The organism is Pseudomonas sp. KK4, from assembly GCF_001984065.1.
In the GTDB taxonomy this organism is placed as follows: Bacteria; Pseudomonadota; Gammaproteobacteria; order Pseudomonadales; family Pseudomonadaceae; genus Aquipseudomonas.
This window is the reverse complement of sequence record NZ_LYVP01000035.1, coordinates 43,173-51,189: the sequence shown is the minus strand read 5'-3', so window position 1 is coordinate 51,189 and position 8,017 is coordinate 43,173. Positions and strand designations below refer to the sequence as shown.

Below are 8,017 nucleotides of genomic sequence, written 5' to 3'. Positions count from 1 at the left end.
ACACACCGTCTTCGCGAGCAAGCCCGCTCCCACATTTGAATCGCGTTGGCCTCAGGTACGGGTCGCGCCACGGGCACTGGCCGCAAACTCATCGGCCGGCAGCACGTGCTTGCGCTCCAGCAAGCGATACACCACGCCGGTGAGCACCAGCCCAAACACCATCACACCCGACAGGAAATACAGCCCCGAACCAAGGTTGCCGGTGTATTCCTTGAGCGCACCGATCACGAACGGGCCGATATAGCCGCCCAGGTTGCCCACCGAGTTGATCAGGGCAATCCCGGCCGCTGCGCTGGCGCCGGCAAAGAAGCGGCCGGGCAAGGTCCAGAACACCGCCGTGCAGGAAAACAGCGCGAACGCCACCAGGCACAGCGCCATCAATTGCAGCACCGGCAATGTCAGCCAGGCACTGAGGAACAGGCCGATGGCACCCAGCACGTAAAGCACCGCCAGGTGGCCGTAGCGATCGTTCAGGCGGTCGGAGCTGCGCGGGATGATCAGCAAACCGATGATCCCGAAGATGTACGGCACCGCCGAGACGAACCCGGTCACCAGATCGCTGCCGCCGAACTGCTTGATCAGGGTCGGCAGCCACAAACCGAGACCGTAGATGCTCAGGGTCACCGGCAGGTAGAACAGCGCCAACAACAGGACGCGCTTGTCCTTGAGGGCGTGCAGCGGGTTGCCGTGGCGGGTCTGGCCATACGCTTGCAGGTCCTTTTTCAGCTCACCGCTGAGCCAGTCCTTCTCCGCCTGGTCCATCCATTTCACCTGTTGCGGGCCGTCCGGCAGCCAGCGCAGCACCGGCCAGGTCAGCAGGATCGCCGGGGTGCCGATGACGATGAACAGCCACTGCCAGCCATGCAGACCCAGTACGCCGTCCATGCCCAGCAAACCGCCGGACACGGGGCCGGTGATCATCATGGCGATCGGTTGCGAGAGGATGAACAGTCCGAGGATCTTGCCGCGATGGCGAACCGGGAACCATTGGGTGATGTAGTACAGCACGCCCGGGAAGAACCCGGCTTCCGCGGCGCCGAGCAGAAAACGCATCACATAGAAGCTGTTGGGGCCCTGGACAAACGCCATGCCGATGGTAATGGCGCCCCAAGTGATCATGATCCGCGCGAACCAGCGTCGTGCGCCGAAACGATCGAGCATCAGGTTGCTGGGGATTTCCAGCAGGAAGTAACCAATGAAGAACAGCCCTGCGCCCAGGCCGTAGGCGGCATCACCCAGGCCGATGTCGGCGCCCATGTGCAATTTGGCGAACCCCACCGCGGAGCGATCCACATAGGCGATCAGGTACAGCAGGATCAGGAAGGGAATCAGTTTCAGCGTGATGCGGCGAATAAGCCGCAGTTCCTGGCTCATGAGATCGGTCTCCGATTGTTGTTTTTATAGAACCTCGGGAGACGCCTCCGGCGATAAATCGCCAGGGCCATCCCTCCGCTGAAAATGACTATATAGTAATACTAATTACCCAACAACACTTCCAAATGGCGCGTTTTGCGCTTATGTTAAGCCACAGCTCGAACATATTAGTCATACAATAAGAGAATCGATCATGTCTGATAAGAAACCCAACCTGCGCTCCGCCCAATGGTTTGGCACGGCCGACAAGAACGGCTTCATGTACCGCAGCTGGATGAAGAATCAGGGCATCGCCGACCACCAGTTCCATGGCAAGCCGATCATCGGCATCTGCAACACCTGGTCGGAACTGACCCCGTGCAACGCGCATTTCCGCCAGATTGCCGAGCACGTCAAACGCGGGGTGATCGAGGCCGGGGGCTTCCCGGTGGAATTCCCAGTGTTCTCCAACGGCGAATCCAACCTGCGCCCTACCGCCATGCTGACCCGCAACCTGGCGAGCATGGACGTTGAAGAAGCGATTCGCGGCAACCCGATCGACGGCGTGGTACTGCTGACCGGTTGTGACAAAACCACCCCGGCCCTTTTGATGGGCGCCGCCAGTTGCGACGTGCCGGCCATCGTGGTCACCGGCGGGCCGATGCTCAATGGCAAGCACAAGGGCAAGGATATCGGTTCGGGCACCGTGGTCTGGCAGCTCAGCGAGCAGGTCAAGGCCGGCACCATCACCATTGACGATTTCCTCGCGGCCGAGGGCGGCATGTCCCGTTCGGCCGGTACCTGCAACACCATGGGCACGGCCTCGACCATGGCCTGCATGGCCGAAGCGCTGGGCACTTCCCTGCCCCACAACGCGGCGATCCCAGCGGTGGATGCCCGTCGCTACGTGTTGGCGCACATGTCCGGCATGCGCGCGGTCGAGATGGTTCGCGAAGATTTGAAACTGTCGAAGATCCTGACCAAGGAAGCGTTCGAAAACGCCATCCGTGTCAACGCTGCCATCGGCGGTTCGACCAACGCGGTGATCCACCTCAAGGCCATCGCCGGCCGCATTGGCGTGGAGCTGGACCTGGACGACTGGACCCGCATGGGCCGTGGCATGCCGACCATCGTTGACCTGCAACCGTCCGGGCGCTTCCTGATGGAAGAGTTCTACTACGCCGGTGGCTTGCCTGCGGTGTTGCGTCGCCTCGGCGAAGCCAACCTGATCCCCAACCCGAACGCCTTGACCGTCAACGGCAAGTCGATCGGCGAAAACACCAAGGACGCGCCGATCTATGGCGAAGACGAGGTGATTCGTACTCTGGACAACCCGATCCGTGCCGACGGCGGCATCTGCGTGCTGCGGGGCAACCTGGCGCCGTTGGGTGCGGTGCTCAAGCCATCCGCCGCGACGCCAGAATTGATGCAGCACCGTGGTCGCGCGGTGGTGTTCGAGAACTTCGACATGTACAAGGCCCGGATCAACGACCCGGAACTGGACGTCGACGCCAACTCGATCCTGGTGATGAAAAACTGCGGGCCCAAGGGTTACCCGGGCATGGCCGAAGTCGGCAACATGGGCCTGCCGGCCAAACTGCTGGCCCAGGGCGTGACCGACATGGTGCGGATTTCCGATGCGCGCATGAGCGGCACCGCGTACGGCACCGTGGTGCTGCACGTGGCACCGGAAGCGGCGGCCGGCGGGCCTTTGGCGACGGTGAAGGAAGGCGACTGGATCGAACTGGACTGCGCCAACGGCCGCCTGCACCTGGACATCCCGGACGCCGAACTGGCGGCGCGCATGGCTGATCTGCAACCGCCACAGAATCTGATCGTGGGCGGCTATCGTCAGCTGTACATCGACCATGTGTTGCAAGCGGATCAGGGTTGCGACTTCGACTTCCTGGTCGGCTGCCGCGGCGCTGAAGTGCCTCGACACTCGCACTGACACCACCCACTGTGGGAGCGGGCTTGCTCGCGAAAACGGTAGTACATTCAGCATTTATGCTGGCTGGCACACCGCCTTCGCGAGCAAGCCCGCTCCCACATTTGGTTGTGCACCTGCCTCAAGTTTGCGCCGTGCCTGTTATCATGCCCGGCATCCCCACGCACAGGACCGCGCCGTTTCCCATGGATTACCGCAAACCCTCCGACCGCAAAAGCATGCATTCGCGCATTGTTCAGGAACTGGGCATGCAGATCGTCTCCGGACGTTTCCTGCCGGACGACAAACTGCCCGCCGAAGCCCTGTTGTGTGAGGAATACGCCGTCAGCCGGCCGGTGTTGCGTGAAGCCACGCGCGTGTTGGTGGCCAAGGGCCTGGTCTACTCTCGCCCGCGGGTCGGCACCGTGGTCAAGCCGCGCAAGGATTGGCACATGCTCGATCCCGATGTGCTGCACTGGCTGATGCAAAGCAGTCCGCAGAATGAGTTCTTCGACCTGCTGACCAGCGTGCGCAGCATCATCGAACCGGCCGCCGCCGCCCTCGCCGCGCAGTACGCCACCGACGCGGACATCGCCTCCATCGGCGAAGCCTACCAACGCATGGAAGCGGCGCCGACCCCGGAAGCCCTGCTGCAACCGGACCTGGACTTCCATAGCCGCATCGCCGATGCGACCCACAACGACTTGTTGGCCAATCTTTGCAACATGTTGTCGGTGGCGATTGCCGAGGCGTTGAAGCATTCCAACCAACGGCCGAATCTGCATGAACTGGCGCTGCCACGGCACAAGGCGATTCTCACGGCGATCGAGAATCGGGATGCCTTGGGCGCGCGGCACGCGACGCTGGTGCAGTTGGATGATGCGCGCAGTGCGTTGAATGTCGTGTTGGGCAGCGATCCTTCCTGAACACCACAGATCTCTTGTGGGAGCGGGCTTGCTCGCGAATGCAGTGGGTCAGTCGGCACATTGTTTGACTGACAGACCGCCTTCGCGAGCAAGCCCGCTCCCACAGGGTTCTTTGCGAATTCGAGGAATAAAAAAGCCGCAACCCTGAGGTTGCGGCTTTTGTGTTTCTGAGCAGTGGATCAGTGAGCGAACAGCGAATTGCCCTTCTGGCCCGCCAGCTTTTCCGGCTTGATCAGGAACCGTGCCAGTGCCGGCAGCAGCCACAGCGCACCGAACATGTTCCACAGCAGCATGAAGGTCAGCATCAGGCCCATGTCGGCCTGGAACTTGATCGCCGAGAAGATCCAGGTGCACACGCCGATCGCCAGGCACAGGCCGGTGAACAGCACGGCCTTACCGGTGGACTTCAGTGTCTGGTAATACGCCTCTTGCAGCGGCAGACCGGCACGCAGGAAGCTTTCCAGGCGACTGTAGATGTAGATGCCGTAGTCCACACCGATCCCCACGCCCAGTGCCACCACCGGCAAGGTCGCCACCTTCACGCCGATCCCCATGAAGGCCATCAGGGCGTTACCCAGTACCGAAGTCAGTACCAGCGGCAACACGATGCACAGGGTCGCAGCCCACGAGCGGAAGGTGATCATGCACATCACCGCCACGCAGATGTACACCAGGATCAGGATGGTCAGTTCGGACTTCTTGATCACCTCGTTGGTGGCGGCCTCGATCCCGGCGTTACCGGCGGCCAGGATGAACTCCAGGCCTTCCTTGTTGTTTTCCTTGGCGAAGTCCTGCACCGCATGCACCGCGCGATCCAGGGTCTCGGCCTTGTGATCGTTGAGGAACACCAGCACCGGCGCCAGGGAGCAATTGTTGTTGTACAGGCCGTCGGCACGGGCGATGGAGTTGTTCAACACGTCCGGGTTGCGCGACAGGGTTTCCCATTTCAGGTTGCCCTCGTTCATGCCCTTGATCATCTGCTTGGACACGGTCACCAGGGAAATCGCCGACTGTACGCCTTCGGTGTTCTGCATCTTCCACATCAGCTCGTCGATCGGCGCCATGGCTTCATAGCGCGAGCAACCTTCGGCCTTGGTCTTGACCATCACCACCAACACATCGGAGCTGGTGGAGTAGTTGCTGATGATGAAGTTGTTGTCCTTGTTGTAGCGCGAATCCGGACGCAGTTCCGGCGCACCCTGGTCGAGGTCGCCGATCTTCAGGTTCTGGCTGTACCAGAGACCGCCACCGAAGGCGATCAACGCCAGCAGGATCGAGACCGGAGCGACTTTCGGGCTGGCAAAGTTTGCCAGCAGGCGCCAGAACGGGTGTTCGCGATGGGCGTTTTTCTTGCTGCGTTCGATGGCGCGCTTGCTGATGCCGACGTAGGAAATCGCCACCGGCAGCAGGATCAGGTTGGTGAACACGATCACCGCCACGCCGATGGATGCGCCGATGGCCAGCTCGCGGATCACACCGATATCAATGATCAAGAGGGTGATGAAGCCCACGGCGTCGGCGAGGATTGCGATCATCCCCGGCAGGAACAGTTGGCGGAAAGTGCGCCGGGCAGCGGTCAGGGCGTTGTCGGCGTCACTCGATTGCAGGGCGATACCGTTGATCTTCTGCACGCCATGGGAAATACCGATGGCAAAGATCAGGAACGGCACCAGCATCGAATACGGATCGAGCCCGAAGCCGAAGAAGTGCATCAGCCCCAGTTGCCAGACCACCGCCACCAGCGTCGTGATCAATACCGCCACGGTGCTGCGCATGCAGTTGGTGAACCAGTAGAGCAGGATCAGGGTGATGACGAAGGCAACCCCGAAGAACATCACCACCATCACCAGGCCGTCGATCAGATCGCCGACCTTCTTGGCGAAGCCGACGATGTGGATCTTCACGTTGGGGTTCTGGGCTTCGAACTTGTTGCGGATCTTGTCTTCAAGCTCGTGGGAGAACTTGCGATAGTCCAGCGCCAGCAGCTTGCCCTGGTCCTGCGGGTCCGGGTAGGACTCCAGCAACGGAATATCGACGATGCTCGACTTGAAGTCGTTGGCCACCAGCCGCCCGACCTGCCCGGACTTGAGTACGTTGTTGCGCAACATGTCGAGGCTTTGCTGCGAGCCATTGTAGCTCTGCGGGATCACTTCACCCCCGGCGAAACCCTCCTCCGTCACTTCGGTCCAGCGTACGCTCGGACTCCACAGCGACTTCAGGCCGGAACGGTCGACGCCGGAAATGTAGAACACCTCGTCGTTGATCTGGCGCAGGGTCTCCATGTAGTCCTTGGAGAAGATGTCGCCGTCGGTGGCTTCCACCGAGATGCGCACGGTGTTGCCCAGGTTCGCCAAATCGTTGCGGTGCTCCATCATCTTTTGAATGAAGGGATGCTCCAGCGGGATCATCTTCTCGAAGCTGGTGGATGGCCGGATCAGCGTCGCCTGCCAGAACAGGAAGATGCTGACCAGCAGGCAGATGGTGATCACTGCCGGGCGGTTGTTGAAGATCAGGCGCTCAAGAAACGTCGCCTTGTCCTGATGATGAGTGCTCAAGGAAGTCATAGCCCCGCCTTCTTATTATTAACCTGGCTCATTTGCCCAGCTCGGCGCCGTTTGGCGAAGTGGCGCGAACGCCGCCCTGTCCACCCAGGATCAGATTGCCGTTGCCGGCACCGACCACCGAGGAAATGGAAATCCGGTCGCGACGGTTGAAGACGGTGAACGTCTCGCCGTTGTCGCTGCTGCTGATCACCGAACCGCCGTTGCCGACGATCACGATCGAACCGTCTTCAAGCAACGTACCGCCGGACAGGCCGAATTCCAGGGCACCGCGTTCGGCCTTGAGCTCGACGGGTTCCCAGGTGCTGCCGAAATCCGTGGAGCGGAACAGATTGCCGCGCAGGCCATAGGCCAACAGAGTGTTGGGTTGTGCGGTGCCGATCACACCGAACAGCGAACCTTCGTACGGGCCTTCGAGTTTTTCCCAGGTCTGCCCCCAATCAGCGGAGCGGAACATGCTGCCCTGCTCACCGACGATGAAGAGGCCGGCGTCCTTGACCGCAGTGATGGCGTTGAGGTGGTACTGGTCTTCGTTGTCCAGCCGATCGCTGACGTCTTCCCAGTGCTTGCCACCATCGGTGGTGGTCAGCAACGCACCGTAGGCGCCCACGGCAAAGCCGTTGCTCGCGTCCTGAAACCAGACGTCGAGCAGCGGCGATTCGCGTTTGAGGTCTTCGAATTGCTTGGTCCAGGTGACGCCGCCGTCCTCGCTGGCGAGGATTTGCGCATCATGGCCGACGGCCCAGCCGTGCTTGTCATCGACGAAGAACACCGAGGTCAGCAGTTGCCGGGTTGGCACCTTGGCCTGGGTCCAGGTCGTGCCCTGGTCATCGGAATACAGAATGTGCCCGCGATCCCCGACCGCCACCAGGCGCTTGCCCGCGTGGACGACATCGAGGACCAGGCTTTTGCTGGCCTTGGGCGATTCAACGGAATAAACGACGTCGGCTGCCGGCGCATCAGCCGCCAGCACGGATGCCGACCACACGGCAGAGCCCAACAGCGAGAGCGCTGTAGCCAGCAACGCGAACTTGCGCAGTGCCGGCGGGCGGCAAGTACCCACACCCATGACAGGCTCACTCATAGATCTTCCCCCATTATTATTGTCAGGTCCTTCAACCTTTTCAGGGCGCCGACAGGGTGCTCGTCCGGACCACCTGTTTCAGAGCATAGTCCTGAAACCCGCAATCCAGAGCCCCTTCGGAAGCTGGCTTATCCTATCGGTGTTTTTGAAGGGCTGACAATCGACG

General features: G+C 61.1%; 5 protein-coding genes. 2 read left to right on the top strand and 3 right to left on the bottom strand.

All coding sequences use genetic code 11. The features are described 5' to 3' along the window. Positions 1-51: 51 nt before the first annotated feature. Positions 52-1,374, bottom strand: a complete 1,323-nt coding sequence (locus tag B0W55_RS14195; RefSeq protein WP_077046607.1) for an MFS transporter — start codon at positions 1,372-1,374, stop codon at positions 52-54. Between the two features lie 193 nt (positions 1,375-1,567). Between B0W55_RS14195 and B0W55_RS14190 the strand changes: the two genes are divergently transcribed. After that, positions 1,568-3,304 (top strand): IlvD/Edd family dehydratase, encoded by a 1,737-nt coding sequence (locus tag B0W55_RS14190; protein ID WP_077046606.1) that lies wholly within the window; start codon positions 1,568-1,570, stop codon positions 3,302-3,304. Positions 3,305-3,486: 182 nt separating this feature from the next. Then, entirely contained in the window at positions 3,487-4,206 is a 720-nt protein-coding gene (locus tag B0W55_RS14185; protein ID WP_175645507.1) for a FadR/GntR family transcriptional regulator, read from the top strand. 179 nt (positions 4,207-4,385) lie between these two features. Here the strand turns inward: B0W55_RS14185 and B0W55_RS14180 are convergent, their stop codons facing one another. Together B0W55_RS14180 and B0W55_RS14175 are read right to left on the bottom strand one after the other, a co-directional pair. Next, the gene (locus tag B0W55_RS14180) at positions 4,386-6,770 is read right to left on the bottom strand and encodes an RND family transporter (RefSeq protein WP_077046604.1); all 2,385 of its coding nucleotides are present in this window, start codon (positions 6,768-6,770) and stop codon (positions 4,386-4,388) included. Between the two features lie 28 nt (positions 6,771-6,798). After that, a complete protein-coding gene (locus B0W55_RS14175) occupies positions 6,799-7,851 on the bottom strand; it encodes a YCF48-related protein (RefSeq protein ID WP_077046603.1) in 1,053 nt (350 codons plus the stop codon). Between the last annotated feature and the right edge of the window lie 166 nt (positions 7,852-8,017).

What these genes read in the sequence shown, in the direction of transcription:
- B0W55_RS14195 (WP_077046607.1), bottom strand. Translation starts at nt 1,374, where the DNA reads ATGAGCCAGGAACTGCGGCTTATTCGCCGCATCACGCTGAAACTGATT.
- B0W55_RS14185 (WP_175645507.1), top strand. Translation starts at nt 3,487, where the DNA reads ATGGATTACCGCAAACCCTCCGACCGCAAAAGCATGCATTCGCGCATT.
- B0W55_RS14180 (WP_077046604.1), bottom strand. Translation starts at nt 6,770, where the DNA reads ATGACTTCCTTGAGCACTCATCATCAGGACAAGGCGACGTTTCTTGAG.
- B0W55_RS14190 (WP_077046606.1), top strand. Translation starts at nt 1,568, where the DNA reads ATGTCTGATAAGAAACCCAACCTGCGCTCCGCCCAATGGTTTGGCACG.
- B0W55_RS14175 (WP_077046603.1), bottom strand. Translation starts at nt 7,851, where the DNA reads ATGAGTGAGCCTGTCATGGGTGTGGGTACTTGCCGCCCGCCGGCACTG.